The organism is Arthrobacter sp. Y3224055 (assembly GCF_059090825.1).
Window position 1 is genome coordinate 103,266 of the sequence record NZ_JBNHGB010000008.1, and the last position, 25,648, is coordinate 128,913.

The following is a 25,648-nucleotide window of genomic DNA, read 5'->3' on the forward strand; positions in this document are numbered from 1 at the left end:
CGGCCGCGGCCCCCGACAGCTTCGAGTCGACGGTTATGCTGGCTGCATGGGAGCGTCAGCGGCACTGCACAAGGAACCGCGCGTCGTCGAGATTGAGTCGCTCGAGCACTTCGACCGGCTCGTCGCCCAGGCTCCGCGAGCCGGGGCGGCGGGCGACGGCGGACGCCGGCCCGACAGCCCTGCGAAGCCATCCAGGGCACCGCGGCCAGGCGGGGGACCGGACAGCCGGCAGCCAGACAGCGAGCCGCAGCCCACCTGGCGATCGCGGCCGGACGGGGGACCGCCGTCGATGAACGGCTGGCACTTCCAATCGGTGGACCTCAGCGGCCGCACAAAGGCCCTGCTCGGCATGGACCCGGCCGGCTCGGTGTTCCTTGGGTGCACGTTCGAGGCGGCCACCGAGGACTGGCTGCACCGCAACGGCGCGCTGATCTTTCCCACGCTGCCCGGCGTCCCGTTCGACCCGTACCGCGGCCAGGTGTACACGGCCGCAGAGCTCTACAGCGGGCTGGACACCGGACCCTACGAAGGGACGCTGGACGCGCAGGTCTACGCCTGGTCCTCGCGGTCCGCGACCCGCCACGACCTGGACTCCACCCTCGCGGCAAGCCTGCACGACCACGCCATCGGCGACGCTATGGAGGCGCTGTTCTCCACCGTGTTCGCCGACCGGAGGATGGTGGGGGTGATGGGCGGGCACGCTGCCGAGCGGGGCAGCACCATTTACGACGGCGCCGCCCGGCTCGGCAGGCTGCTCGCCAGGGAGGGCTATGCGGTGGCGACCGGCGGCGGCCCGGGCGCGATGGAGGCCGCCAACCTGGGCGCGCGACTCTCCGCGTCCGGGGATGAAGAGTTTGCCGACGCGCTGGACCGTCTGGCCGGCGTCCCCGGCTTCCGGCCGTCCGTCACAGACTGGGCCCGCGCGGCGGCCGACGTGCTCGCCGAGGCCGGACCCGGCGTCGCGAATCTGGGCATCCCCACCTGGCACTACGGGCACGAGCCGCCGAACCTTTTTGCCACCCATATCGCCAAGTACTTTGGCAACGCCCTGCGCGAGGCCGTGCTGCTGCAGCGCTGCGACGGCGGGATCGTGTTCCTGCCCGGCGCCGGCGGCACGGTGCAGGAAATTTTCCAGGACGCCTGCGAGAACTACTACGCCACCCCGGAAGCGCTCTCGCCGATGGTGCTGGTCGGGCGCAAGTACTGGACCGAGGAACTGCCGGCCTGGCCGTTGCTGCAGGCGCTGGCGCGGGGGCGGTCCATGGAGGGCGCCGTGCACCTGGTGGACACCGTCGAGCAGGCCCTGGACGTTCTATAGCTCGGGCACGCACTCGCCTTGGCCTAGCAATGACAAGCCGGTGAGGTCGCCGTCGGCAAAGGTGAGGATGTCGTGCGAGGCCTGCGCGTACATCAGCTGGGTGGGGTCGTCAACGTGGTCCAGGCCGATCAGGTGGCCCAGCTCGTGCATGATGATGGCCCGGGCGGCGTCGTCGCCCCCGGGCGCACCAAGCAGCTGGCGGAACTGCGGGGTGTCCAGTTCAATTTGGCCCGACACGTAAGCGGAAACCCCGCCCCGCGACGCCCAGCCGCTTCCGCCCAAGCCGATGGTCGGACCGGCCAAGGACGGGCTTTGTTTCGGCTCCGACCAGGCGATCAGCACCGGCGCCCACCGCTCGCCGTAGCGTTCGGGCTGGTAGGACCGGCGCCGCTCGGCGGGCCGTTCGGTGGTGGTCCCTTCGTAAATGAATTGCAGGCCAGTGGCCTCCGAGACGTGGTCCACCGCCTCATGGACGAGTTCCGTGCTGCCCGCAGGGGAGTCGGCCGCGCGGACCACATACCGGATCGGGCGGCACGGGTCGTAGGCGAGGTAGTCCTGCTTGGACGGCGAGGGCAGGAATTCGTAGGAATTGTTCTCCTCGTCGATCGGCGCGGGCAGCCCCAGCGGTTCGTCCGCGGCGTCGACTCCCGGCGGCGGAAAACCGCCGTGGCCCGGACCCTTGACGGTGGAGCCGGCGTCGAGCCGAACGCCATTCAGGGCGGCGGCCCCGCCGGGTTGCACCGCCGGGGCGGGACTTGGCTGTGCCATCCAGATGAAGGCCCACGCCGCCAGCGACGCAGCGGCGGCCAGCAGCATGAATTTGCCGAACGGCGACGGGCCCCGGAGGTCATGTTCCCGCCGGACGGGCGGGGCATGCCAGCCCGTTGGCAGTACGGGCTGCTGCCCGGGAGTGCGCACCTGCCGCGCCGTCGGGTTGATCCAGACCTGCCCCTGGTCGGCGTCGGGCTTCCGGCGCTCAACGGAGCCGGAGGTGACCGGTGCCTGCTCCGTCCCGGCTTCCGGCACAGGCCGGGCCACGCCCGGCGCTTGGCGCGGGCCTTCGGTCGGCGGCCAACTCATGGTCCCCCTCGGCATGGCGGACGGCGGTGCATCGTTGCCCCGCTTGCCTCAGGGTAACGAAGCCGTGAGACAAACGGTAGGGGGCTGTCCGGTGGCCGGCGGGTGAACAGGACGGTCCGCCGGCGGGATCAGAGCGCCGTGGTGCCGAACAAGGAACCCAGCAGGTAGGTGGCCAGGGCCGCGCCGAAGCCGATCGCCAGCTGCCGCAGGGCACGCTTGAGCGGCGAAGCCCCGGACAGCAGCCCCACGATTCCGCCGGTCACCAGCAGTGCCAGGCCGACCAGCACGAGCGCGACCACCACGGCCGCGGTGCCCTGCATGCCGAAGATGTAGGGCAGGATCGGAATCAGCGCGCCACTGGAGAAGAACAGGAAACTGGAGAGGGCGGCATTCCAGCCGGTGCCGATCTCCTGGTAGTCGTTGATGTACGTTTCCGGCGGCTGCAGGGAAAGGCTCGGATCGCAGTCGCAGTCCAGGTAGCCCATCCGCTCGGCGGCACGGTGTTCAGCTGCTTCCGGGGTCATGCCCCGAGCGCGGTACACGAGCACGAGTTCATTCGCGTTCAGGTCCAGGTCCGGCGCTGCCTGCAAAGTGATCTGGGTGGGGCGGGTGGCGGAGAGCAACTCCCGCTGGGAGCGCACGGACACGTACTCGCCGGCGCCCATGGACAGCGCGCCGGCGAGGAGGCCGGCGAAGCCGCTGAACAGGATAAATCCGCTGGACACCCCGGTGGCGCCGATACCCATGATCAGCGCCAGGTTCGAGACCAGCCCGTCGTTCGCGCCGAAGACCGCCGCCCGGAAGTTGCCGGAGAGCCGGGCCCGGCCGCGGGTGGCGAGGCCGCGGATGACTTCTTCGTGAATTAGTTCGTCGGCGGCCATGGCCTCGGTCGCCGCAGGCTCACTGCCGTAGGGGGAGCGGCTCTCGGCCCGCTGTGCCAGTGCCAGCACGAACACCGAGCCGAAGCTGCGGGCCAGAAACCGCAGCACGGTCCGGCGCAACGAGGGCCGCAGCCTTTGTCCGGCATGCTTGCCCAGCAGGTCGCGCCAGTGTTTTTCGTGCCGGCCCTCGGCGTCGGCCAGGGCCAACAGGATCTCACGTTCCTCGCCCTCGCGGCGCCTTGCCAGGTCGCGGTAGATGGCGGCTTCGGCGCGTTCGTCGGCAAGATAGCGGCGCCACAGCCGGATGTCGGATTTTGACGGCGATGCCTTGCCGTCGGGGTGGGCGTCCATAGGGTCGGGGCCGGCTGGATCGGGGCTCGTTGTCACGCTGCTCCTGAGTCGGACCGGAGACGGTTCGATGATCTCCGGTCAGTTAACCATCAACTGACCGAAGGTCTCGCTCGCCCGGGCGCAGTGGATCAGGCGGTACCTGCCCTGCGCTCAGGTGGACTGCCGGGCCGCTAACGCTGGCCAGTGTGTCGACAGGCCTCCACGCCCAGTACGCGTGAACCGCGCGGCGGTGGAGCTACTCCCCTTCGCAACCTCCATTGTAGCCGGTCGGGGCGGTCCCTTGAGGACCGCCCCGCCGTCACCGTCTCCTGGCCGGACCCAGGCACCTGCGTCAGCAGTCGTTCCTGGTAACGCGCCGTGTCAATAGCCGTTCGGGCAGAGCCCACGCCAGCAGACGTAGGTGGCAGCGCACCGCGTCAGCGCGTGGCGACCTCGTCGGGACCCTCGACCGGGACTTCCTCCGTTGCCTGCCCCGCCACCCGGCGGTCCCACGCCTGGCGCACGGCGGCATCGGTGGGCTTCGTGAGCAGCGACACTCCCACGTAGACCAGCGCGGAGGCGATCAGGCCGTAGTAGATCGGCTCGTTGGCGTAAACGCCGGCATATTGTTCCTCGGCGTTGATCTCCAGCACGATCATGGTGGTCAGCGTGACGATGGTGCCGGCCGCCATGGACCACGCGGCGCCCAGGCCGGTGCCGCGCTTCCAGACCAGGCCGCCGAGGATCGCGACCAGCAGCCCGCCCACCAGGATGTCGTACGCAATGGTCAGCGCGGCAACTACGTCCTGCACCACGATGGCCAGCAGGATGGAGACGGCACCCAGGCCGAAGACCCACCAGCGGTTGCCGGCCACATCGTGTTCGGTGTTCTCGTGGTCGTAATGGACGTGCTTGCCGAACCAGGAGGCCACGAACGGCACCACGTCGGCGCGGGCCACCGTCGCCGCGGCGATCAGGCAGCCGGACGCCGTCGACATCATCGCGGCCACGGCCGCGGCCAGCACAATGCCGCCGATGCCGATGGGCAGCAGGTTCATGGCCACGTCCGCGTAGACGTCGTCCTCGACTTCGATGGCCGGCAGCGCCACGGAGGCCGCCATGCCGATCAGGGCGCCGGCTGCTCCGTAGAGGATGCAGTAGATGCCGGCCGTCGCGCCGCCCCAGCGGGCGACCCCTGGGTTGCGGGCGGTGAAGACGCGCTGCCAGATGTCCTGACCGATCAGCAGGCCCAGCGTGTAGACCACGAAGTAGGTGATGATGGTCTGGACGCCGATGCCGGTCAGCGAGAAGAACTCCGCATCGACGCGCGAGCGGATGCCGTCCAGGCCGCCGGCGGCCGACCAGGTGAACGGCAGCATCAGCAGGAAGACGCCGACGGTCTTGATGATGAACTGTGCCATGTCGGCCAGCGTGATGGACCACATGCCGCCGACCGTGGAGTAAATCAGCACAATGGCGCCGCCGACGGCGATGGACAGCCAGCGCTCCCAGCCGAAGAGCACCACCATGATGGTGGCGTAGGCCCCGGTGGACGTGGCGCAGAGCATGAGCGTGTACGCCAGCATGACGATGCCCGACACCTTGGTGGCATGCACGCCGTACCGCAGCGTGAGCATCTGTGCCACGGTGTAGATCTTCAACTTCTGCAGGGTCGGGGCGAAGAGCAGGCTCAGCAACAGCACGCCCGAGCCGATTGCGACGACCAGCCACATCCCGGAGATGCCCCATTTGTAGCCCAGGCCCACCCCGCCGACGGTGGAGGCTCCGCCCAGGACGACGGCGGCCATCGTGCCGGTGTAGAGGACGGGGCCGAGACGGCGGCCGGCCACCAGATAGTCGCTGGTGTTCTTGGTGCGGGATTTGCCCCACCACCCGAAGAGCAGCATGGCGGCCAGATAGGCCACCACAATTACGACGTTGACGATTTGACTGTCCATGGGGGGACTCCAAGGGGAATGAAAATAGTGCGGGCGACATGCGGAAAATTGCCTGTGAGGCAACAAGTGTTGAGTGTTAAGCTAAATGTGGCACGGGGCACAGGTCAACTCGGCAGGCTGCCCCGGTTGCGGGGCCCGGTTTCGGCCGGGGCTATTTCCCTGCCGCTGCACGCCGCTTCCCTTAACTCTGCACCGAGAAGGATGATCAGTGAAGGCACTGCCAGTCGAACCCAGCAATGACCCGGTGGCCATCGGATCGCGGATCCGCGCCGCACGCCAAGGTCAGCGCATGACCATCGAACAGGTGGCGGATTCGACGGGGCTCACCAAGGGATTCCTCAGCCGGGTGGAGCGCGACCTGACCTCGCCGTCGGTAGCCTCGCTGGTCACCCTGTGCCAGGTGCTGTCCATCTCCATCGGGGACCTCTTCTCGATGCCGGAAACACATGTTTCGCGCGCCGGGGAGGGGCCGCGGATCAATCTGGGCGGCGATGGCATCAAGGAGGAGCTGCTGACCGCCCGGCACGAGCGCCGGTTGCAGATCATCCGTGCCGTGATTGAACCGCGGGGCCGCGGGGAAGCTGACCTCTACTCCGTGGACTGCGACGTGGATGTCCTGCACGTGATAGCCGGGAGCATTACGTTGGTTTTCACCTCCGAGCGCTACGTGCTCGACGCCGGCGACACTATTTCCTTCTCCGGGCGGGAGCCGCACACGTGGATCAACGAGACCGACGAAGAGGCCATCGTCACCTGGACGCTGGTCCCGGCCGCCGCACGCTAGTTCCCGTGCCGCGCTAGCGCCCGCGCCGCGCCGCGCTGGTGCCCGTGCCACACGGGCCGCGGTCTTGACTGTTACCCCCACCACAAATAACATCTGAGGCAACAGATGTTGCACATAAGGCAACCAAGCCGAGTCGATCGCACCCCGCATGCGTCGCGCCGCTTGAGATCCGCAACTTACCCGCCGCCCGCACCCCTCAGAGGAGAACCATGGAAGAGCTACGTGTGGAAGCCAACGGCCATCTTGGCCCGATCGATTCGTCCCGCATCCCGCGGTACGCCGGAGCCGCCACCTTCGCCCGGCTGCCCCGCCTGGACCAGGTGCAGCAGGCGGACATCGCCGTCGTCGGCGTACCCTTCGATTCCGGCGTGTCCTACCGCCCCGGCGCCCGCTTCGGCGCCAACCACGTCCGCGAGGCTTCGCGGCTGCTGCGGCCGTACAATCCCGCGTGGGACCTGAGCCCGTTCGAAGAGGTCCAGGTGGCCGACGCCGGCGACATGGCCGTGAACCCGTTCAACATCAACGAAGCCATCGAGACCATTCAGCAGAACGCCCTCGACCTGACCGCCGCCGGCACCAAGCTGGTCACCCTCGGCGGTGACCACACCATCGCCCTGCCGCTGCTCCGCGCAGCCGCCGAGCGGGCCGGCGGTCCGGTCGCCATGCTGCATTTCGACGCGCACCTCGATACCTGGGACACCTACTTCGGTGCCGAATACACGCATGGCACTCCGTTCCGCCGGGCTGTGGAGGAAGGCATCCTGGACACCGAGGCCATTTGCCACGTGGGCACCCGCGGCCCCCTCTACGGCAAGAAGGACCTCGACGACGACCATCGTTTCGGTTTCGGCATCGTCACCAGCTCGGACGTCTACTACGAAGGCGCCCGCGACGTGGTGGCCAAGCTGCGCGACCGGATCGGCGACACCCCGCTCTACATTTCGGTCGACATCGACGTGCTGGATCCGGCCCACGCACCCGGCACCGGCACCCCGGAGGCCGGCGGCATCACCAGCCGCGAGTTGCTGGAAATCATCCGCGGGTTCCGCGGCATGAACCTCGTCGGCGCCGACGTGGTGGAAGTGGCCCCCGCCTATGATCACGCGGAGATGACAGGGGTTGCCGGCAGCCACGTGGCGTACGAACTTGTCTCGCTGATGGCCGATACCGCGGCAGGCGGGTCCGGCAACGGCTACAGCGCCCAGGCGCTGAAGCGCGCGGGCGCCACCGTCGGCAGCGGCAAGGGATCGGATCAGGAGTCCTTCGAATGACAGCAGGGAAAGCCGACTCCACGGCCCCGGCCGAACCGACCGTCCGCAACGGCGGGGACCTCGTCGTCGAAACCCTCAGTGCGTTGGGCGCGACGACCGTGTTCGGGATTCCGGGGCAGCATGCCTTGGGATTGTTCGACGCGTTGTCCCGTTCGCCGTTGCGCTTCGTCTCATCCCGGGTGGAGAACAACTCCGCCTTCGCGGCGGACGGGTTCTCGCGTGCCACCGGAGAGGTCGGCGTGCTGTTCCTCTCCACCGGCCCCGGCGCCCTGACCTCGTTGGCCGGGCTGCAGGAGGCCTATGCCACCGGCGTGCCGATGGTGGTCATTGCCAGCCAGATTCCACTGGAAGGCCTGGGCGCGCGCCGCAAGGGCATGCTGCACCAGCTCGACGACCAGAAGGCATCGGCGGCCAACGTCACCAAAAGCCAGCGGTTGATCCAGCACGCGTCCGGCATCCCGTCGGCCATTCAGGACGCGTGGACCGAGGCGATCTCGTCGCCGCAGGGACCGGTCTGGGTGGAGGTGCCGCAGAACGTGCTGCTGGACCCGATCATGGTGCCGCCGGTGGAGGACGCGCTGGCCGAGGCATTCGACAACCCGCCGCGGACCGAGCTGGTCAAGGAAGCCGTGCACTGGCTCTCCGAGGCCAAGCGGCCGGCCATCATCGCCGGCGGCGGCGCCCGCCGGGGCAAGGCAGAACCGTGGCTGCGCTCCATCGCGGAAAAGCTGCGTGCCCCGGTGGTCTGTTCGCCGGGCGGCAACGGCGCGTTCCCGTGGAACCACGAGCTCTCGCTGCAGTCCTGGGTCGAGGACCGGTACGTCACCGACCTCCTCGAAGATGCGGACGTCCTGTTGGTCGTGGGCTCGTCGCTCGGTGAAGTGACGAGCAACTATTTCACCATGGAACCGCGGGGCCGGATCATCCAGATCGACGCCGAGCCCCGCGTCCTGGAGTCCAACGGCCCGGCCCTGGGCATTCGCGCCGACGCCGGCCAGGCACTGCAGGCGCTGGACGCTGCGCTGTCCGACGATCCGGATAACGGACCCGACTGGCACGGCCAAACGCCCGAGCAGCTGGTCAAAGACACCCTGGCCAAGGTCCAGGCCCGCCTGGACAGCCAGGACCTGGCCAAGGAGCGGACCTTCATGGCGGACATCCGCGAGGCCGTGCCGGACGACATGCAAACCTTCTGGGACATGACCATCTCCGCGTACTGGGCCTGGAGCTGCTGGGACTCGCGCGACGGTGAATTCCACTCGGCGCAGGGCGCCGGCGGCCTGGGCTACGGTTTTCCCGGCGCCATCGGCGGCAGCGTCGGCCTGGCCAGCCAGGGAAAGCCCGCGCGCGTGCTGGCCGTTTCCGGCGACGGCTCGGCCATGTATTCGATCAGCGAGCTGGCAACCGTCCGGCAGCATGACCTTCCGGTCACCTGGCTGATTGTGGACGACGGCGGCTACGGCATCCTGCGCGAATACATGGAAGGCGCGTTCGGACGGGCGACGGCAACGGAACTGGCGCGGCCGGACTTCGTGGCGCTGGCACAGGCCTTTGGCGTGCCGGCACGCCGGGTGGCGCCGGAGGATGTCGGCCCCGCACTCCGGGAGAGCTTTGCCGCCGAGGGACCGAACGTCGTCGTCGTCGAGACACTGCTGAAGATGTTCGCCCCCACGCACCTTTGACCCAATCCCGACGGGGGTCCACCCATTGCCGCTTCCCCTGGCCAACAGCCCCTCCACCCCGGGATTTTCCCCGCGGGCGGAGGGGCTGTTGGGCCACTGGGCCGGCTCAGGCGAGGAAAGCGACCAGCTTGTCCTCGAGCGCGGCCAGATCGCCGGTTCTCTTGAACTCGCACTCCCAGACGGTGAGGACCTGCCAGCCGGCCGCCTGCAGCGCCGACCGTTGGGCTTCGTCGCGGGCAGCCGTACGCGTCCGCTTGGCTTCCCAGAAGCCGGCGTTGGACTTCGGCGCATGCCGGCCGACCCTGCAGTCATGGGCATGCCAGAAGCAGCCGTTGACGAAGATCACTTTCCGCCGTCCGGCGAAAACCAGATCCGGTTTGCCCGGCAGCTTCCCGCCGCCTGCGCTGCCATGCAGGCGGTAGCGGTATCCCTTGGCATGCAGCAGTTTCCGGACCAACAGCTCGGGTTTGGTGTTCTTGCCGCGGATTTTGGCCATGTTGGCGCTGCGCTGCTGCGGGGTCAGCGAGTCGGCCATGGCTAAAGTCTAGGGGAGCACGGTACTGCCCGGCGGGCCGCCGGCCGCCCGGCGGCGCCGTTACCGCGTCCGGGGAACGCGTCCGCCGCTGCTAGGTTAAACGTAAGCGGCATGCGAAGGCCGCGCCTTACCTTTGAAAGGACCTTCGATGCGCTTGATCGGCACTTCGGACATCAAGATCTTCCCGCTCGCTCTGGGCGGCAACACCTTCGGCTGGACCTCGGACGAGTCCGGTTCACAGCAGGTGCTGGATGCCTTCACCGAGGCCGGCGGCAACTTCATTGACACCGCGGACAGCTACTCCGCGTGGGTTCCGGGTAACCGCGGGGGCGAATCCGAGGAGATCATCGGCCGCTGGATGGCCGAACGGAAAAACCGCGAATCGGTCGTCATCGCTACGAAGGTGGGCGGTCATCCGGAACTCCAGGGACTGTCGGCGGTGAACGTGGCTGCTGCCGCCGAGGCTTCACTGCAGCGGCTGGGCACCGAATACATCGACCTGTACTACGCCCATTACGACGACGAGGGCACCCCGTTGATTGAGGCGGCCGCCGCGTTCGACGCCCTGGTGAGGGAGGGCAAGGTCCGCCAGATCGGCTTGTCCAACCTGTCTCCCGAGCGGATCGCCGAGTGGATGGACATCGCCCTGCAGAACGGTTTTGCGCTGCCGGTCGCGCTGCAGCCGCACTACAACCTGGTGGCCCGCAAAGACTACGAACAGGGCTATGCTCCGTTGGCCCGCGAACACAACCTCTCGGTGTTCCCGTACTACTCGCTGGCCGCCGGTTTCCTGTCCGGCAAGTACCACTCGACGGATGACGCCGACAGCAGCCCGCGCGGCGGCATGCTCCGTGATTACCTCACGATGGAGGGCTTCGCGGTCGTCGACGCGTTGGAGACCGTCGCCCAGTCGCGCGGCATCTCCCTCACGACAACCGCGCTCGCCTGGCTGCTGACCAAGCCCGGCATTACCGCTCCGCTGGCCAGCGCCCGGACGCCCGAACAGCTGCCGGAGCTGATGGCCGCCACGGACGTGGAGTTGACCGCCGACGAAGTTGCCGCCCTGGACCGGGCGTCGAGGCCCTTCGCCTGACCGGCCCTTAACGACGACGGCGATGCCGTGTGGGCATCGCCGTCGTCGGTGGCGGAAGCTCCGCCGTCGTCAAGGGTGGGTTAGAGCCAGCCGGCCGGATCCACCAATTGACCGTCCTTGACAACCTCAAAGTGCAGGTGGCAGCCGGTGGAGTTGCCGGTGGTGCCCAGCTGGCCGATGGCCTGGCCCTTGGCCACCTTCTGGCCCAGCGAAACGCCGATCGACTGCAGGTGGTTGTAGGTAGTCTTCAGGCCGCTGCCGTGCTGAATTACGATGCGGTTGCCGCCGCCGCCAACCTGCCAGCCGGCCTCGACGACCTTGCCGCCGTCGGCCGCGTGGACAGGGGTGCCGCAGGCCATGGCGTAGTCAATGCCGGTGTGCAGCTCGCCGGCAGCACCGGTGATCGGGTTCTGGCGGTAGCCGAAGCCGGAGGTCTGGTTCATGTTCGGGATCGGAGCGGCCAGCTTGCCGGTGGCAAAGCCGACGGTCTTCGCCTTGGCTGCGGCGGCCTTCTTGGCTGCGGCCGCGGCCTTTGCCTTCTTCTCGGCTGCAGCCTTCTTGGCCGCAGCTTCGGCCTTCGCCTTCTTCTCGGCTGCAGCCTTCTTGGCGGCCGCCGCCTTTTCGTCGGCCTTCTTCTTTTCGGCGGCCTCGGCGGCAACCTGGGCTTCCTCCGGCGTAGCCTTGCTGGCTACCTTGGCCCGGTCAAAGCGGATTTCGGCCTCCTGGGCCGCCTGAATCTGCACGGGGCTTTGCTCGGAGGCACGGTCGGAACCTACGTCGGTAGTGCCGCCGGCTTGGGCCACCGGGACCACTGCCGCGGCCAGGATGCCGGCGGCAACGGCAGCAAGGCCGGTCTTGCGGGCGAGGGAGTAGGCCGCCGGGGATGCTTCCCCTTCGCGGCGGGCAGGGGAGCCCTCGCTGGAACGGGAGATCTTAGCCAGAGCGGAACGCGAAATCTTGGACAGGGCATTCGTGGGGGTGTCGGAACGGCGACGACCGCGCACAGGGTTGTTCACAGGGTTTCCTCTCTTGCGTCTGCGAAGTTAGCTGTCGGATTCGAGCGAGAGTTCACTCGGTCCTGCCGGCAGTCGGATTTCAGAGTGCGACTGTGCCGGTGAGGACTTCACCCCGAGGTGCCCCCAAGCACCGTAAGTGGTTCCTCCGCCCCTGCCTTCGATGAAAAGCTCGATTCTTGCGGTCCGCTGGCAGGGTTAGACGGGCGGACCGGGTGCCTACCTAGATAGATAGGAACAAATTCAAAATTACCGGAGCGACACGCGGCGTTACAAATTCGTTATCCGTGTTCCTTGTCACCAGAAGTTCCTCGGTCTGAGGTGATTCCTTTAATTGGGCGGTGTGTGCATCCGCCAGGGATTCGCGGCGCTGCTTGGCCGTTAGCGGAGCCCCGCGCCGGGGAGTGATCGGAAGTTGCACGCCGTTCCCGGGCCGTTAGTGGAGCCCCCGCGCCGGGGAGTGAGCGGAAGTTACACGCCGTTCCCCGGCCGTTACCGGACCCGGCCGCTACCGAACCCCGGCCGGTAAGGGACGCCGCCGCCGGGCAGCTTGCAGTTAGCATTGGCGGCCCGGCGCGCAGCAAGCCTTCGCAGCGCTGCTCTCGGGGAAGTGCGCAGTGAATCGTGGCGGCGCAGACTGCGGACGCGGTGAAGGCCTGCCGTGATGAACGCAACAAGCAGGGGCAGGCATCCGGATGTAGCCGCGTACCGGTCAGTTCGGCTGGCGCAGCAGGCCAAACCCGGCGAGCAGACGCCGAATCCCGGCCGGCGGCCCGGTCCCGACGATCAGGCGCTGACCCGGACTCGGGTCCGCGGCCCGGTGCCGATAATCAGGTGTTGACCGGCTCCGGAGCCAAAACTAGAGTGCCGCCGCTCCAGCCTCCGCCACCGACTGGTCCTGCTCTCCGGAGCCGCCGCTGACGCCGATCGAACCGACCACCTGGCCGTCGCGGGAGAGCGGGATGCCGCCGGCGAAAATCATGATGCGGCCGTGGTTGCTGGCATGGATGCCGTAGAACTGATTGCCCGGCTGCGAGTTGTCGCCCAGGTCCTTGGTCTGGATGTCGAACGCCCGCGAGGTGAAGGCCTTGTTGATCGAGATGTCGATGCTGCCCAGCCACGCCCCGTCCATCCGCACGTGCGAGACCAGGTTCCCGCCCGCATCGGCGACGGCGATGTTCATCGGCTGGCCGATGTCGGCGGCTTTGGCCTCGGCGGCGGCAATGACCCGGCGGGCGTCTTCCAAGGTGACGGTGTCCATGTTTGCTCCTAGGTTCAAGGCCCCGTCGCGGGGCCTAGCTGATGTAACCGTTGGGGTTGAGCACGTACTTTGTGGCGGCACCGGCGTCGAACTCCGCATAGCCCTTCGGCGCGTCCTCCAAGGGGATGGCCGTGGCGTTCACGGCCTTCGCTATTTGCACCCTGTCGTGCAGGATGGCCATCATCAGGCCGCGGTGGTACTTCATCACCGGGCACTGCCCCGTGGTGAAGGAGAGCGACTTGGCCCAGCCCGTGCCCAGCGAGAGCGAGAGCGAGCCCTTCTGCGCGGCCTCGTCGATTCCGCCCGGGTCGCCGGTGACGTACAGCCCCGGGATGCCCAGCGCCCCGCCGGCCGCAGTAACCTCCATCAGCGAGTTCAGCACGGTGGCCGGCGCCTCTTGGGCGTCCTTGCCGTGCCCGCGGGCCTCGAAACCCACCGCGTCCACGCCGCAATCCACCTCCGGGACGCCCAAAAGCTGTTCGATCTGGTCCCTGGGATGGCCCTGGGAGACGTCCACGGTCTCGCAGCCGAAGCTGCGCGCCTGGGCGAGGCGGCCCTCGTTCATGTCCCCGACAATCACGACGGCGGCGCCGAGCAACTGGGCACTGGCCGCAGCGGCCAGCCCCACGGGGCCGGCGCCGGCAATGTACACGGTGGATCCAACCCCCACGCCGGCGGTGACGGCGCCGTGGAAGCCGGTGGGGAAGATATCGGAGAGCATGGTCAGGTCCATGATCTTCTCGAGCGCCTGGTCCTTGTCCGGGAACTTCAGCAGGTTCCAGTCGGCGTAGGGGACCAGCACGTACTCGGCCTGGCCGCCCACCCAGCCTCCCATGTCCACGTAGCCGTAGGCGCTGCCCGGGCGCTCCGGATTCACGTTCAGGCAGATGCCGGTCTTCCGCTCCTTGCAGTTCCGGCAGCGTCCGCACGCGATGTTGAAAGGGACGGAGACGATGTCGCCGACCTTGATGAACTCCACGTCGGAGCCGACGTCGACGACCTCGCCGGTGATTTCATGGCCCAAGACCAGGTTTTTCGGGGCAGTAGTACGGCCCCGGACCATGTGCTGGTCGGAGCCGCAGATGTTGGTGGCAACGGTGCGCAGGATGACTCCGTGCGATACCTGCCGGCCCACGTTGTCTGGGTGGACCCCCGGACCATCCTTGAGCGTGAAACTTGGATAGTCGATGTCGATCACTTCGACCTTGCCGGGTTCCTTGTAAGCCACTGCTCGATTGCTGCTCATGGGGATTCCTCTGATGCGGAAGTCATGGATGGTGGGTGCCACGGTAGCCCTCTTGGATGGGGGCTGGCTAGGGTTGAGGCAGCCTCGCCCCCGCAGTCCAACACCTCTTGTGGCCCGTTGAAGGCGGCTCGTGTGCTTCTTGCGGGCCGACGCCCGCCGCCGAAGCGTGGCGCCCCGCCCTCCGCCGTCGGCTCGCCCCGGAATAATCTTCACGATGCCTTGGTTGACCCATCTAGATGCGATTGCATGAACAAACCAGGAGGGTCTCAGTGTCAGAGCGCAAGATCGTTGTTATTTCCGCCGGACTCGGCGTTCCGTCCTCGAGCCGGATGCTGGCTGACCAATTGGCTGCCTCTGCCGTGGACCAGTTCCGCCTGAAGGGCGTCGAGGCCGAGGTCCGACTGGTGGAGCTGCGTGACTACGCCGTCGATATCGCCAACAACATGGTGACCGGCTACGCCGCGCCGAAGCTGGACGAAGTGCTCAAGGCAACCGTGGCAGCCGATGCGCTGATCGTGGTGACCCCGGTCTTCAGCGCCTCCTACAGCGGGCTGTTCAAGTCCTTCTTCGATGTGGTCGAGCCGCGCGCGCTCGCCGGCAAACCGGTGCTGATGGGCGCCACCGGTGGCAGCGCCCGCCACTCGCTGGCCCTGGACTACGCCGTCCGTCCGCTGTTCAGCTACCTCCGTGCCCGCACGGTACAAACCACGGTCTTTGCCGCACCGGAGGACTGGGGTGCCGGTGAGGCGGGAACCGGCGGACTGTCCGAGCGCTCGGACCGGGCGGCCGCCGAACTGGTTGACCTGGTGGAGGGCGCTCCGGTGACCGAGCGCGGCCGTGGCGGCGTCGAATCCAAAAGCTTCGAGGAGATCCTCGCCAGCGTCGGCCACTGAATGAGCGTCTACCGCTGAGCAAGACGAAGGCCCGGTCGGGAGTGGCCCAGCGATGCGCACCTGCGCAGCGCGACCACCCGGACCGGGCCTTTGCTGTGGCTAAAAACGTCCGGGTTGTTGACCCAGTTTGAAGTGGCGTCCGCTGATGCTGGCCGGCTTCACTTCCACATAGAAATCCTTGAGAGTCGGGATCCAGGTCTCGACCGGCAGCGCTTCGGCGGCCGGGATGTCCTCCTGGTCCTGCAGTACCCGGGCCGTGCCTTTGACGACAACGCTCCATGCTTCCTCGCTGCTGATGCCGTCGGCCTCGAACAAGACCTGGTCGTTGATCGTCAATTCGGCCAGCTTGGTGCCCGGCGCCGTGCGCAGGACGAGCCTGCCATCGCGCGCAACATAGTTGATGGGGAAAATATCGGTTTCCCCGGCGGCCGTGAGGACGAGGCGGCCATGCTTCGTCCTCTCCAGCAGCATCCACGATTGCTCGTCGGTGAGCTCAAGGACCGCGTCATCGTGTTCGAACATCATGCCTTCATCCTTCTGCATCGCTTCGGTGAAAGGAAGTCCTTGATACAAGCGGACATCTTAACGACGAGGCACCGCCGTTGAGCCGGTTGTCCGGCCCAGCGGCGGTGCCTGGGTCGTCTCCGTGCCCGAGCACGGTTGGCCAGTGTTACTTGGCCGGGGTGATCAGCGCGGAAGCGCCGGTGCGGGCGGAGTCGAAGCGGGCTGCGACGTCGGCCCAGTTGACGATGTTCCAGAACGCCTTGACGTAGTCGGCCTTGACGTTGACGTAGTCGAGGTAGAAGGCGTGCTCCCACATGTCCAGCATCAGCAGCGGAATGGTGCCTACCGGGATGTTGCCCTGCTGGTCGTAGAGCTGCTCGATGACCAGGTTGCCGCCCAGGGGTTCGTAGGCCAGCACGGCCCAGCCCGAGCCCTGCAGGCTCAGCGCTGCGGCGCCGAAGTGGCCGCGGAACGCGTCGAAGGAACCGAAGTACTCATCGATGGCGGAGGCCAGTTCGCCGGTGGGCTTGTCGCCGCCTTCCGGGGAGAGGTTCTTCCAGAAGATCGAGTGGTTGGTGTGCCCGCCGAGGTGGAAGGCCAGGTCCTTGGACAGCTTCGGCACGTTGCCGAATTCGCCCTTTGAGCGGGCGTCGGCCAGCTGCTCCAGCGCGGTGTTCGCGCCGGCCACGTAGGTGGCGTGGTGCTTGGAGTGGTGCAGCTCCATGATCCTCGCCGAGATGTGCGGCTCCAGGGCCGCGTAATCGTAGTCGAGCTGGGGCAGTTCGTACTTGCTCATGTTCTTCCTCTCGTCGGAATTACTGTGCGGAAACTACTCAGTGCACACTTCCAGCCGGCACGGACAACGGGTGGTTGGCCCGCCAAGCTGCCAATCCTCATTCAAACATGACCGAGGCTGGCACCGTAGCGAATTTCGCCACTGACGTAGCCCCGCATCCGCAGCCTGTCGGGCGGTTTGACCCCCGAAGACGACATTCCACCTCCAGAGAGCGGGCGCGGTGAGGTTAGTTCGTGCAGTCGCAGAGCCCCGCGAACGCCCCCAGCTCCTCCAGTCCGGCGGGCCGTGCCGGCAGGTAGTCCGTGAGGGCACGGGAACGTACGATAACCGCCCGCCACTGCCCGCGCGAGACAGCCACGTTGTTCCGGTTCCGGTTAAGCACGAATTCCATTCCGCGCGGCGCCTCGGACGCGGCGGACACCGCGGTGGAAACGATCACAACCGGCGCTTCCTGGCCCTGGAACTTGTCCACCGTGCCCACCCGGACCTCCGCCAGCCCGGCGCCGTCCAGCACGGAACGGATCAGCTGGACCTGGGCGTTATAGGGTGCCACCACGAGGATGTCCGTTCCGGCCAGGGGGCGCGGCCGGGCCGTGCCGTCCGCGCGCCAGGGCAGGCCCAGATGCCGGCGGACCTGGGCCAGTACCTCGGCGGCCTCTTCGGGCGACGACGTCGCGTTGCCGTGGTGGTTCACGTACACGCATTCCACCCCGGGCGGCGCTCCTTCCAGCCGCCGCAGCCCGGCGGCCGGCGCCGACTTGAGCCGCCCCTCGTAGGCCAGGACGGAGACGGCCCGGCACAGGTCCGGGTGCATGCGCCAGCTCAGGGCGAGGAAATAGCCCAGCTCCGGCGGCAGCGTGGCATGGCCGTCAGAGAGCCACCCGAGTGCCGACTCGTCGACCGGTTCCGGATGCGTTCCTTGGGTCACCTGCGGCAGCTGCTGCGGATCACCCAGCAGCAGCAGGCGCCTGGCGGCCCGGGAGACGGCCAGCGTGTTGGCCAGCGAGAACTGGCCGGCTTCGTCGATGACCAGCAGATCCAGCGACTTCGGCGGGACAGCAGACCCCGTCATGGTCCACGCCGTGCCGCCAATCAACGAGCCCCCGGGGGAGGCGATCAACCGGGCCACATCGTCCATACTCCGGTTGGGCCACGGCAGGTCGTGGTCGCCGTTGGGTTTTTTGGCAACGACTTCCGGCGGCACGCCGGCCTTCTCGATGGCGGCGCGCAACATGTTGTCGACCACGGCATGCGACTGGCCGACGACACCCACCTTCCAGCCCCGGGCCACCAACCGGGCGACGGCGTGCGAACCGACGTAGGTCTTGCCGGTGCCCGGCGGTCCCTGGACCGCCAGGTAGGAATCGTCCAGGTCGGCGACGGCGGCGGTGATGGCGTCCACGTAGCCGTCCGGGTGGTCCTGGACCTCGGGCAGCCGCGCCAGCGTTGCCAGCCGCGGCGGGCGACGGCGCAGCAGGTCCAGCGCCGGTTCGGCCGGGAAGCCGGGCAATGTGCCGGCAACCGCAGCGGCGAGGTCTGCGAGGGCCTGCCGGATGGAGGTGGTGGGCAGCGGCTGGTCGGGTGTGAGCGCCACCGGCGGCTCGTTGTACTCGTCGGCACCGCGGGGCAGCCGCTCCTTCACCAGGAGCGTGTCCTTCTCACCGTCCGCACCCAGTTCCAGCACTTCCGCGCCGAAACAAAACGCGCGGTGATTGACGCCGTCGTTCTGGTCGCAGAGGAACTCCGGGAAGGGCTGGTCGTAGAGCCGGCAGAGCAGGCTGCCTCCCTTGATGGTGGATCCGGGTGCCAGCCTGCCGGTGAGCCGCAGCACGCGGACCGGGTTGCTGCGCGACGTCGGCTTTTCCCACCCGGAAACCACGCGCGCGGAATCCACGGTGAAGACGTCGCGGGTATCCGCCCAGTCCTCCAGCGGGGCGTCGAGCCGGTCGAAATGCGCCCACCAGTACTGCTTCGCTTCCCGCCGGTGGTAGCCGACCGAGGCCGCGACCATGGCGACGGCCTGTTCATCGGCGGACAGCGTTTCGCTTCGGCGGGCGGCCCTGTCGGCGGCAGCCTCGACGTAGTCGTGCAGCCGCCGCTCCTCCGGCGGCAGCGGCTCGTCGTCGGCGGCCAACGTCCCACTCGCGGCAGAGGCAGCGGCCGCCGCGGGGGTGGCAGTGCGCCCCGGCACGACTCCGCGCTCGGCCGCCAACAGCAGGAGCCAATTGCGCAGTTCCAGCGTGGAGAGGCAGTCGTACTCGTTGTAGTCGGCAATGCTTTTCAGGACCGTGTCTGCCTCGGCGTCGTTGCCGGCGTCCCTGGCCGCACAGTAGCGGGCGTATGCGACCACGGAGGCTCCGGCGTCCTTGACGTCTCCGGACCGCAGGTTATCTCCCATGTACAAGGGCTCAAGCTTCTTGATGCTGTAGGAGTTTTCCGAGATCCGGAGGCTGTGCCGGACCGTGTCGTAGAGGTCCACCAGGATGCCCTCGCGCAGCAAACCGTCCACGGTTTCCTCACCCACCAGATGCTGCAGCGACAGCCGGCGTAATGCGGCCTTCTCGTAGTTGGCGTAGTGGTAAATGTGCATCCCCGGATACCGGCGCCGCCGATCGGAGACATATTCCAGGAAATCCGCCAGCGCCTGCCGTTCGCCGGCGCGGCTGTGCGCCCAGAAGGGCTTAAACGGCGGGGCCGTGCCGGCAGCCGGCGCATTTTCCACCACGCCGAAAAGGTATTCCAGCCCCCACTCGCCGTCCTCGTCCTGCCACAGCGGGTCGCCCTCGAAGTCGAAGTAGATGTCGCCGGGGTTGGGCGCAGGCAGGCGGGACAGTGTGTGCTGCTCCAGCACGCGGTACGAAACCTCGTGTTCCGTGCCGTCCTTGCGGTAGGTCACCCGGCCGTCCGGCGTGGCGGAGCCGGTCTGCATTCGTGCCTGGTCGCGGAGCCGGGCCAGCGCGCCGTCTGTCGGTTCACCGGGTGGAAGTTCCAGGGCGGCCAATTGGTCGATGGTGAAGATCCCGGCCGCTCGCAGCTTGCGCCGGCGCAGCGTGCTCATGTTCGCGACCAGCAGCAGGTCCCGGTGCAGCTCAACCTGTTCGGAGCAGTAGTTGCAGCGTCCGCACGCGGTGACCCTTTCGTTCCCCCAACGGACCGGGTCTGGCTGTTCGCGGTGTGCGGTAACGAGGTTGAGGAACCTGGTGCGGCGTTCGCGGAAGACCGGCAGCAGGTCGGTGAGGCTGTGGTTGCTGTGCCGCCGGTCGCCCAGCACCAGCGTCACGGTGGGAGCCGCGGCGATGCCGGCTTGGAGGAGCTGGTCCCCGTACGCGGCCAGCTGCAGCAGCGCGGTGACCTTGGCGTGGCGGGCCAGCTTGGTGTCATAGACCCCGTAGGCGGCAGCTCCGCCGTCGTTGTGGGTTTTGACCAGGAAATCGGACCGTCCGTGGAACCGGCCGTCGAAGAAGGACGCCTGGAACACCACGTCTGCGCCGGAGCGCAGCGCGGCGATCGACTCGTCGTGCTTGGCCTGCAAATCCTGCCGCGTGTAGCTGCGGGTCTCGGCAATCTCCACCACGCCGGCGCCGAAGGTGTCGCGGAAGTGCTGCAAGACCCGGTGCTCGTGCAGATCGCCCAACTCCGCCGTGCGCTCGAGCATCTCGTCGCGGCCAAAATCCGCCACGGGGGAGCGCCCCAGCTTCTCGTCCAGCTTGCGCAGCAGCTGGTACTCGCACTGGGCGGCGACGACGAGGTCGCTGGCTGTGTAGACCAGGTCGCGGTCAGCCCCGTCGACTTCGGAGTCGAGCAGAAACACGGTGCCTCCTTCAAACAGGTGCGCAGGTGCCAACCCGGCCGGCGGCGGGTCCCCCCAACGATATCCCGCCGCCAGCCGGTGCCTGCCGGCAGTTATAGGTCTACCGTCCGGCACCGACATTTTGGCGAATGGGGCATGGGCGCCCGGCTCCAGGATTCCTGTTACGCGATGTGACCGCGGTCTCCGACGGTCAGGCGGCCGCTCTGGCTATACTGCCAACAGCTTCAAGAACTGTGGCCGCCAAGCTCCGACTTGGCCACATACCAACCCCACGCTCGTTGGGTGGTTCGGATGACGAAGCGGTCCGCATCAGCCCTCGGCTACCGATGCGGGCAAGAGCACGCGAAAGGACGCGGCGCCCGGCGCCGGCTGCCATGGACATCCCTTACTCCCCGCAACTGCAGGTCTTGAGCCTGGCCGACTATGAACAGGTTTCCGCAGCGCGCGAGGCCTTCGTGGACTTCCTGCTGGATGCCGCCCGGCAGCCCCGCGGGCAGCAGCGCGACGTCGCCGCGGCGCAATGACCACGCGGATCGTGCCGACAGCGAAGGCCCACGCAGCCGCGCAGACCGGACCCGGACCGAAGGCCCACGCCACCGCGCAGGCGCCGGCCGCAGCTTCCGGCCCGCGGCGGGCCCGCGGGCTGCTGCTGGACACCGACGTCGTGGTCGAGCTCAGGCGCGAAAGCCCGGACCCCGCCGTCGTCGACTTCCTGCGGCGGCGCCGCCGCTCCCGGGTCTACATCTCCGCCTTAACCCTGGGGGAGTTGCGCGCGCTGAGTACCCAAGACGCCGCGCTGACCGGGCAGGCCGACGCGTGGCTGGTCGAGCTGACCGCGCGGTTCTCGGCCTTTATCCTGCCGGTGGACCAGCAGGTGGCCGAGGCCTGGGCGCCGCTGGCCATTCAGGACGTGCCGGCCGTCGAGTCGCTGATCGCCGCGACCGCCTCCAGGCACTGCCTGACCGTGGTGTCCGGCAACGCCGAGGCCTATCGGCGGCTTGCGGTCGAAGCCTGCGACCCCTGGGCGCCGGCCCGGCGCTAGGCCTGCAGCGGCCATGGGCGGGAGCACCACACCTCGAGCACCCCGCGCCCGCACCCCCAGCACCGCACCCCCAGGACCGGCCCCGTCCGACGCCGCCACCGACCCCCGTGATCAACCGCAGCGGGTATGCGAACGACCACAATCGCACGCCACTTTCCCGCCGAAGAGTGCCTGTGTTGCGCCGAACGGTTCCGCGAGTGGCCCCCTCGGCTATTTACCGACCGGGCGTTCAGAACGCGTGAGAAACTGGACGGGGTCCGGTGACGGGCGGCACTCTTGCCCCCTCTTTCTGCGGACAAGCTCCATCACGGTAAGGAATACATGGCTCATGGCCACTGAGAACAATGCCCCGGGCACGCTCGATGCCGCTGCACGGGTGGATAACGACGGCGGCGCTCCCGCCAAGTGGAAGATCGTCGGTCCCGGTCTCGTTGTCGCCGCCACAGGCGTCGGCGCCGCGGACATGGTGGCCACGCTGGTGGCGGGCTCCCGGTACGGCTACGGGCTGTTCTGGGCGGTGATCGTCGGCGTCATCCTGAAGATCATCCTGGTTGAAGGTGCCGGACGCTTTACCCTTGCAACGGGCAAGACGATCTTCGAGGGCTGGCGCTCGCTGGGCCGCTGGACCACCTGGTACTTCGGTCCGTACATCATGATCTGGGGCTTCGTCTACGGTGCCACGGCAATGTCATCGGCAGCGCTGCCGCTGGCCGCGATGTTCCCGGTGCTGCCGCTGTGGGCCTGGGCGATCCTGATGGGCCTGGCCGGATTTGTCATGGTCTGGTTCGGCAAGTACGCCACCTTCGAGAAGATCACCGCATTCTTCGTCGGGCTGATGTTCGTCACCGTCGTCGGGCTGGCCGTCATCGCCGTGCCCAACATCCCGGAGATGATCGGCGGCCTGGTGCCCATGATCCCGCAGGAAGAGGGCGCGGTGTTCTACACCCTGGCGCTCGCGGGCGGCGTGGGCGGCACCATCACGCTGGCGGCCTACGGCTACTGGCTGCGCGAAAAGGGCTGGCACACGCCCAAGTGGATGCGAGTCATGCGCATCGACAACTCCGTGGCCTACGTCATGACCGGCATCTTCGTCATCGCCATGTTGATTGTCGGCGCCGAAGTGGTCCGCACCGCGGGTGTTTCATTGAGCGCCGGCGACGAAGGACTGCTGGACCTGTACGGGGTACTCAAGGATGAGTACGGAGACGTGGTCGGCACCGGCTTCCTCGTCGGTTTCTGGGCCGCCTCCTTCTCCTCCATCATCGGCGTCTGGAACGGCGTGTCCCTGATGTTCGCCGACTTCTGGGGCAACATGCGCAAGAAGGAGTCCGGCCACCCGGACACGCGCGTGGGCGGCAAGTACTTCAAGTTCTACGTCCTCTGGCTGACGTTCCCGCCCATGTTGCTGTTCATGCTGGGCAAGCCGATCGCGCTGATCCTGCTTTACGGCGCCCTGGGGTCGTTGTTCATGCCGTTCCTCGCACTGACGCTGCTGGGCCTGCTCAACGGCAAGCGGATCCCGAAGGAATGGGCCAACCGCCTGCACACGAACATCGCGCTGGGCATCTGTGCCCTGCTGTTCGTGGTCCTCGGCGTCTACCAGCTGTGGAACTCCGTCTCGCCGCTCTTCGGCGGCTGATTTCCCGCAGGCTCCGCTGCCCCGTACCGTTTCGGTGCGGGGCAGCGCTTGTTTAACAACGACGACGGCGGGCGCCCGGTTTTGAACGCTCGGCGGCGGTGGCGCGGTTTTGAGCGCTCGACGGCGCCGGCGCGTCGACTGCCTGCGCGTCGACTGCCTGCGCGGTCGGGCGCCGCGCGGCGACGGGCCCGCCTACTGCCGGCCGGTCCGGCGTTCGCCGTCGTGGCGTGAATCGTCGTCGCCGATGATCGAAGCCAGGAGTTCGTCCGCCTCGCCCAGCCCGCGTACTGCCTGCACCAGGATCGCCCGGGCCTCAGCTTCGGGTGAGCGATGGTGGGTATCGGCCAGGATCCGGAGTCCTTCCATGGTCCGCGCGTCCAGCCCGGGCACCGTGAGCGATTCCATGACAGTCACCTTCCCGTGGAGCGCATAGTGCCCCAAGTGCCGCCCATATTAGTCCCACCCCAACGAGCTGTCAGTGGGTCTTCAGGTGCCGTCAGCGCAGCGGGTCGAACGGCCGGATCTCGTCGGGCACCCGGCCGGTGACAATCTGTTCGGCCAGCAGCTTGCCGGTCGCCGGGCCCAGCACGATGCCCCACATCCCGTGCCCGCCGGCAACGTACACGCCGGGGGAGCGGGTGGCGCCGATCAGCGGCAGCCCGTCGGGCGTGACCGGGCGCGGGCCGACCCAGAGATCCTCGAGGTTCTCCAGGTCCATGTTGGTGAACAACGGCCGCACGGCGGCCAGGATCGCGTCGATCCGCCCGGTCTGCAGCGGTTCGTCCGGGCCGCGGAACTCCATGGTTCCGGCGATGCGCAGCCGTCCCTCGTAGGGGGTGCAGGCCACGCGGCGCGCCGGGAAGTAGATGGGGAACTCGGCCGGCTGGTCGGTGGCCACGCTGAACGAGTATCCGCGCCCGGCCTGCACCATGGTGCGAACACCCAGCGGCTTGGCGAGATCGGGCAGCCAGGCGCCGGTGGCCAGGACCACGACGTCGGCGTGGAACGGCTCATGCGCGTAGGTCTCCACGGAGATCCCGGTGTGGCCGTGGCGCAGCGAGCGCACTTCGGCGCCGGAAATGATCTTTCCGCCGCGTGCCACCACGGATGCGGCAAGGGCCTCGACGAACGGGCCGGGCTCAAGGAACCGCTGGCCTTCCAGTTCGAACACCGTCGAGACACCGGCGGACAGCTGCGGCACCTTGACCTGGGGGTTGTCCAGGCGGCTCAGCGGGACGGACTGGCCGGCCTTCTCCACGTTGGCCAGCTCGTGGACAAAGTGGCGGCTTTCCTTCTCCGCCTCGAAACCGACGATGAAGGGTCCCTTGCGCGTCCACGATTCGACGCCGTTATCGGTCAGCTCATCGAAGCTCTCCAGCGCCATCTTGTCGATCGGCGTCAGCGCGGCCATGGTCCGGTCCCAGGCCTTCTGCGTGCCGTGCAGCGCGAAGCGGGCCAGGAACTTCCACAGCTGCGGGTCCAGGCGGGCGGGAATGTGCAGCGGCGCCGTCGGGTCAACCAGCGCCTTGGGCCCGTAGGTCCAGACGGTCGGATCCGACAACGGCATGGCCATGCCGGGCGTGAGCCAGCCGGCATTGCCCCACGAGGCGCCGGCGGCGACGCCTGATCGGTCCAGAACGGTGACTTCCACGCCGCGTTCCTGCAGATGCCAGGCGGTGGCCAAGCCAACCATGCCTGCACCCACGACGACGGCGGTGCTCGGGGCGTGTGCGCGAGAGTACATCGTGTGCTCCTCGGGTCGACTCTTCTCTCGGACCCATCCTGAAGAATGTTTACCCGTTTCTCAAGCCGTTAGGAGAAGATTCTGTAAGAGTGAGGCACGCAGGCAGTAAGTTCAGAAAGTGGTGGTGATCACATGGTCGAATCGAATGATCTTCGACGCCCGTTCGGGGCTCCCGCGGGGTCGGGGCTGGACCGCATCGACCGGTTGATCGTCGAGATGCTCCAAGCCGACGCCCGAACCCCCAACAACGCGATCGCGGCGGCGGCCGGCATCGCCCCCTCGACGTGCTTGAGCCGGATCCGCTCCCTGCGCGAACGCGGCGTAATCCGCGGTTTCCATGCCGACGTGGACCCTGCGGCCGTGGGGCGCGGCCTGCAGGCGCTGATCTCCATCCGCTTGCAGGCGCACGCGCGGTCGAACCTGACCCAGTTCAAGGACTTCCTGTCGGGCCTGCCCGCGGTAGAGGGGATCTTCTTTGTGACCGGTGACCGCGACTTCCTGATCCATGTAGCTGTGGCGGACTCCAACGCGCTGCGCGACCTGGTCGCGAACAACCTCAGCGTCCGCCCCGAGGTTGCCGGCACGAATACCACGGTCATCTTCGAACACGTCCGCCCGCCCGGCAGTTCGCTCGCTCCCTGATGGGGGAGATGGTGTCCCTCGTGGGGTTCGGTCTCGCCATCGAGGAAGCGGAAGTTTTCGGAGGGAGTGGTGCCCGCATCCGTATATGCCTGGGAGCTCATCACCTCGCGGATCTCGCGCCGGGC

At 67.7% G+C, this 25,648-nt stretch carries 22 protein-coding genes and 2 riboswitches; of the genes, 10 read left to right on the forward strand and 12 right to left on the reverse strand.

What is annotated here, in order from left to right; genetic code table 11:
* Positions 1-46 precede the first annotated feature (46 nt).
* Complete coding sequence (locus AC5RTY_RS16715) at positions 47-1,318, forward strand: LOG family protein (protein WP_494139972.1); 1,272 nt, start codon at positions 47-49, stop codon at positions 1,316-1,318.
* On the opposite strand, the gene AC5RTY_RS16720 is transcribed toward AC5RTY_RS16715, so the two are convergent.
* The 3 genes from AC5RTY_RS16720 to AC5RTY_RS16730 form a co-directional block, all read right to left on the reverse strand.
* Positions 1,313-2,398 carry a matrixin family metalloprotease gene (locus AC5RTY_RS16720; RefSeq protein ID WP_494139973.1) on the reverse strand — a complete coding sequence of 362 codons (1,086 nt, stop codon included), beginning with the start codon at positions 2,396-2,398 and terminating at the stop codon, positions 1,313-1,315. The two genes, AC5RTY_RS16715 and AC5RTY_RS16720, sit on opposite strands and share 6 nt — an antisense overlap.
* A 128-nt stretch (positions 2,399-2,526) precedes the next feature.
* Positions 2,527-3,630, reverse strand: coding sequence for a VIT1/CCC1 transporter family protein (locus AC5RTY_RS16725; protein ID WP_494139981.1), 1,104 nt, complete (start codon positions 3,628-3,630; stop codon positions 2,527-2,529).
* A 416-nt stretch (positions 3,631-4,046) separates the two neighbouring features.
* Entirely contained in the window at positions 4,047-5,567 is a 1,521-nt protein-coding gene (locus AC5RTY_RS16730; protein WP_494109723.1) for a sodium:solute symporter family protein, read from the reverse strand.
* Positions 5,568-5,775: 208 nt separating this feature from the next.
* Between AC5RTY_RS16730 and AC5RTY_RS16735 the strand changes: the two genes are divergently transcribed.
* The 3 genes from AC5RTY_RS16735 (at position 5,776) to AC5RTY_RS16745 (ending at position 9,304) form a co-directional block, all read left to right on the forward strand.
* Positions 5,776-6,351 (forward strand): helix-turn-helix domain-containing protein, encoded by a 576-nt coding sequence (locus AC5RTY_RS16735; protein ID WP_494109724.1) that lies wholly within the window; start codon positions 5,776-5,778, stop codon positions 6,349-6,351.
* A gap of 209 nt (positions 6,352-6,560) precedes the next feature.
* Positions 6,561-7,622, forward strand: coding sequence for an agmatinase (gene speB, locus AC5RTY_RS16740; protein WP_494139974.1), 1,062 nt, complete (start codon positions 6,561-6,563; stop codon positions 7,620-7,622).
* Positions 7,619-9,304, forward strand: coding sequence for a thiamine pyrophosphate-binding protein (locus AC5RTY_RS16745; RefSeq protein ID WP_494139975.1), 1,686 nt, complete (start codon positions 7,619-7,621; stop codon positions 9,302-9,304). The genes speB and AC5RTY_RS16745 overlap by 4 nt, the downstream gene beginning before the upstream one ends.
* A gap of 106 nt (positions 9,305-9,410) precedes the next feature.
* On the opposite strand, the gene AC5RTY_RS16750 is transcribed toward AC5RTY_RS16745, so the two are convergent.
* Positions 9,411-9,839 (reverse strand): very short patch repair endonuclease, encoded by a 429-nt coding sequence (locus AC5RTY_RS16750; RefSeq protein ID WP_494001726.1) that lies wholly within the window; start codon positions 9,837-9,839, stop codon positions 9,411-9,413.
* A gap of 148 nt (positions 9,840-9,987) precedes the next feature.
* Between AC5RTY_RS16750 and AC5RTY_RS16755 the strand changes: the two genes are divergently transcribed.
* On the forward strand, positions 9,988-10,932 hold the full coding sequence (locus AC5RTY_RS16755) for an aldo/keto reductase (RefSeq protein ID WP_494139976.1): 945 nt from the start codon (positions 9,988-9,990) through the stop codon (positions 10,930-10,932).
* A gap of 80 nt (positions 10,933-11,012) precedes the next feature.
* Here AC5RTY_RS16755 and AC5RTY_RS16760 read toward each other — a convergent pair whose 3' ends face one another.
* The 3 genes from AC5RTY_RS16760 to fdhA all read right to left on the reverse strand — a co-directional run bounded on the left by AC5RTY_RS16760 (position 11,013) and on the right by fdhA (position 14,452).
* Entirely contained in the window at positions 11,013-11,948 is a 936-nt protein-coding gene (locus AC5RTY_RS16760) for a M23 family metallopeptidase (RefSeq protein WP_494026264.1), read from the reverse strand.
* A 1-nt stretch (position 11,949) separates the two neighbouring features.
* Positions 11,950-12,121, reverse strand: a riboswitch (cyclic di-AMP (ydaO/yuaA leader).
* 683 nt (positions 12,122-12,804) lie between these two features.
* Entirely contained in the window at positions 12,805-13,206 is a 402-nt protein-coding gene (locus AC5RTY_RS16765) for a GlcG/HbpS family heme-binding protein (RefSeq protein WP_493979553.1), read from the reverse strand.
* A 34-nt stretch (positions 13,207-13,240) separates the two neighbouring features.
* A complete protein-coding gene (fdhA, locus tag AC5RTY_RS16770) occupies positions 13,241-14,452 on the reverse strand; it encodes a formaldehyde dehydrogenase, glutathione-independent (protein ID WP_494001723.1) in 1,212 nt (403 codons plus the stop codon).
* Positions 14,453-14,721: 269 nt separating this feature from the next.
* Between fdhA and AC5RTY_RS16775 the strand changes: the two genes are divergently transcribed.
* The gene (locus tag AC5RTY_RS16775; protein WP_494014640.1) at positions 14,722-15,345 is read left to right on the forward strand and encodes an FMN reductase; all 624 of its coding nucleotides are present in this window, start codon (positions 14,722-14,724) and stop codon (positions 15,343-15,345) included.
* 99 nt (positions 15,346-15,444) lie between these two features.
* Here the strand turns inward: AC5RTY_RS16775 and AC5RTY_RS16780 are convergent, their stop codons facing one another.
* From AC5RTY_RS16780 to AC5RTY_RS16790, 3 genes are all read right to left on the reverse strand, one after another.
* Positions 15,445-15,870: a pyridoxamine 5'-phosphate oxidase family protein gene (locus AC5RTY_RS16780; RefSeq protein ID WP_494139982.1), complete on the reverse strand. Its 426-nt coding sequence runs from the start codon at positions 15,868-15,870 to the stop codon at positions 15,445-15,447.
* A gap of 145 nt (positions 15,871-16,015) precedes the next feature.
* Positions 16,016-16,645: a superoxide dismutase gene (locus tag AC5RTY_RS16785; protein ID WP_494014639.1), complete on the reverse strand. Its 630-nt coding sequence runs from the start codon at positions 16,643-16,645 to the stop codon at positions 16,016-16,018.
* Positions 16,646-16,871: 226 nt separating this feature from the next.
* Positions 16,872-20,456, reverse strand: coding sequence for a TM0106 family RecB-like putative nuclease (locus AC5RTY_RS16790; protein WP_494139977.1), 3,585 nt, complete (start codon positions 20,454-20,456; stop codon positions 16,872-16,874).
* Positions 20,457-20,678: 222 nt separating this feature from the next.
* Positions 20,679-20,801: riboswitch (SAM riboswitch) on the forward strand.
* A gap of 29 nt (positions 20,802-20,830) precedes the next feature.
* Here AC5RTY_RS16790 and AC5RTY_RS16795 point away from each other — a divergent pair.
* The 3 genes from AC5RTY_RS16795 (at position 20,831) to AC5RTY_RS16805 (ending at position 23,137) form a co-directional block, all read left to right on the forward strand.
* On the forward strand, positions 20,831-20,980 hold the full coding sequence (locus AC5RTY_RS16795; RefSeq protein ID WP_494139978.1) for a hypothetical protein: 150 nt from the start codon (positions 20,831-20,833) through the stop codon (positions 20,978-20,980).
* The gene (locus tag AC5RTY_RS16800; protein ID WP_494139979.1) at positions 20,977-21,498 is read left to right on the forward strand and encodes a PIN domain-containing protein; all 522 of its coding nucleotides are present in this window, start codon (positions 20,977-20,979) and stop codon (positions 21,496-21,498) included. Before AC5RTY_RS16795 ends, AC5RTY_RS16800 begins: the two co-directional genes overlap by 4 nt.
* Before the next feature lie 328 nt (positions 21,499-21,826).
* Positions 21,827-23,137, forward strand: a complete 1,311-nt coding sequence (locus AC5RTY_RS16805) for an Nramp family divalent metal transporter (protein ID WP_494023440.1) — start codon at positions 21,827-21,829, stop codon at positions 23,135-23,137.
* Positions 23,138-23,329: 192 nt separating this feature from the next.
* On the opposite strand, the gene AC5RTY_RS16810 is transcribed toward AC5RTY_RS16805, so the two are convergent.
* The gene (locus tag AC5RTY_RS16810) at positions 23,330-23,542 is read right to left on the reverse strand and encodes a FitA-like ribbon-helix-helix domain-containing protein (RefSeq protein WP_494014636.1); all 213 of its coding nucleotides are present in this window, start codon (positions 23,540-23,542) and stop codon (positions 23,330-23,332) included.
* Positions 23,543-23,633: 91 nt separating this feature from the next.
* Positions 23,634-24,881: an NAD(P)/FAD-dependent oxidoreductase gene (locus tag AC5RTY_RS16815; protein WP_494001715.1), complete on the reverse strand. Its 1,248-nt coding sequence runs from the start codon at positions 24,879-24,881 to the stop codon at positions 23,634-23,636.
* 132 nt (positions 24,882-25,013) lie between these two features.
* On the opposite strand from AC5RTY_RS16815, the gene AC5RTY_RS16820 reads away from it, so the two are divergent.
* Positions 25,014-25,523, forward strand: coding sequence for an Lrp/AsnC family transcriptional regulator (locus tag AC5RTY_RS16820; protein ID WP_494014635.1), 510 nt, complete (start codon positions 25,014-25,016; stop codon positions 25,521-25,523).
* The last annotated feature ends 125 nt before the right edge of the window (positions 25,524-25,648 follow it).